The following is a 1,324-nucleotide window of genomic DNA, read 5'->3' as shown; positions in this document are numbered from 1 at the left end:
AGCGTGCCGATCGCCCGGTCGCCGCCGGCCATGGGGAGGGCGGCGAGTCCGGTGCCGGGCCAGGCCGGGTCGACGGACGCGATGGGCGCCCAGGAACCGTGGTCGCGGTGGAGGGCGCGGGCCGGGGGCAGGGGGCCCTCCTGGTCGATGATCTCCCAGGGGCGGGTGAGGGCGGCCGGGAGGCCGGTCGCCGACACCAGACGGAGCGCCGACATCGGCCCGCGGAGGTGGATCATGCCGCCGAGAGCGCCGAGTTCTCCGACCGCGTGCTGGAGCGCGAGGCGGAAGACCTCGCTCTCCGCGACACCGGGATCCACCGTGCCGAGCAGGGCCAGCCGTGCGTTCATGAATCCGACCTTAACGTTCACCGCTCGATCGAGGCAGTGCGCCACAGGAACTCACCGACGGATCGTCCGCACCAGCCCGGGAAGGTCAACTGGCTTGTGGTGCACAACAATTGACGCGCCGACAGAAAGTGTGCCCGCCGGGTGTGCCCGACGTCGCGCGGGTGGCGTGACCAAGATCCGTCGCGGGTCGTTGGGCCGCTGCAAGACCCAGGTTGTCCGGCCGACCCCAGCAGGCGCCCCATGTTCAAGTCGTTGGTCAAGACGTTCGTCGAGCAGTACACGAGGAACCAGCAGCTCGGTCGAGAGCTGAAGGTTCAACGCGAGGAGCAGGAGCGGCGATGGCGTGAGGAGGACCGGGCCCTGTTCCTGGCGGCGCTCGCGGAGAACCGGGTCGCGCTCGACGAGCACCACCGCACGCTCCGCCGGGCCGCCGGCGTCTCGTACCTCACGCTGCGCTGCCACGAGGACACCTGGACCTTCATGGCGCGCGCCGCCTTCGGAGTCTGGGAGCCGAACTGGACCCAGAGCACCCGCGACCCCTACGACCGGATCGGTCCCGGTGTGAGCAGGGCGGGCCGGTTCACCGCGGACCCGAACCTGCCGCCGGGCCGCGTCACCAAGGCCGAGGGAGGCATGCAGGACGTGCTGCTGTCCGGGCAGAACCTCGTCCTCGTCCTCGACGCCCTGCACACGGCCACGACGGCGGAGCTGTCCGCCACGGGGGCCCGCTGCCGGACCCTCTACGACCGGCTGGCGTCGTTCACCGCCAAGCTCGACCCGGGCGCGCCGCCCGGTCGCACCACCGGGATCCTCTGCCGGATCGACGACAGCCTGCACACCCAGTACGTCGGCGGGCGGCCCTCCGGCGGCGCCACCGGTCGGGGCAGCTCCGCGCCACTGCTGCGCAAGGTGCCCTCCCCCGCGCCGGCGACCCGCTGAGCCGGGCGGCGCGAGCCGGGGCGGGGGCGGAGTGGGGT

The 1,324-nt window shown here is 72.8% G+C and carries 1 protein-coding gene and 1 pseudogene; one reads left to right on the top strand and one right to left on the bottom strand.

The window, feature by feature from the left end; genetic code table 11:
* Positions 1 to 347, bottom strand: a pseudogene (locus AOK15_RS40125) (protein phosphatase); the annotation flags it as partial.
* A 240-nt stretch (positions 348 to 587) separates the two neighbouring features.
* Between AOK15_RS40125 and AOK15_RS40120 the strand changes: the two are divergent.
* The gene (locus tag AOK15_RS40120; protein WP_055524064.1) at positions 588 to 1,286 is read left to right on the top strand and encodes a hypothetical protein; all 699 of its coding nucleotides are present in this window, start codon (positions 588 to 590) and stop codon (positions 1,284 to 1,286) included.
* The last annotated feature ends 38 nt before the right edge of the window (positions 1,287 to 1,324 follow it).

The organism is Streptomyces ossamyceticus (assembly GCF_001418475.1).
Taxonomy (GTDB): Bacteria; Actinomycetota; Actinomycetes; order Streptomycetales; family Streptomycetaceae; genus Streptomyces; species Streptomyces ossamyceticus.
Note: the sequence above shows the minus strand (reverse complement) of the source record. Positions and strands in the feature narration are given on the sequence as shown.

Bases quoted from the DNA above. Each gene is read 5' to 3' on its own strand.
- AOK15_RS40120 (WP_055524064.1), top strand. From the start codon at position 588: ATGTTCAAGTCGTTGGTCAAGACGTTCGTCGAGCAGTACACGAGGAAC.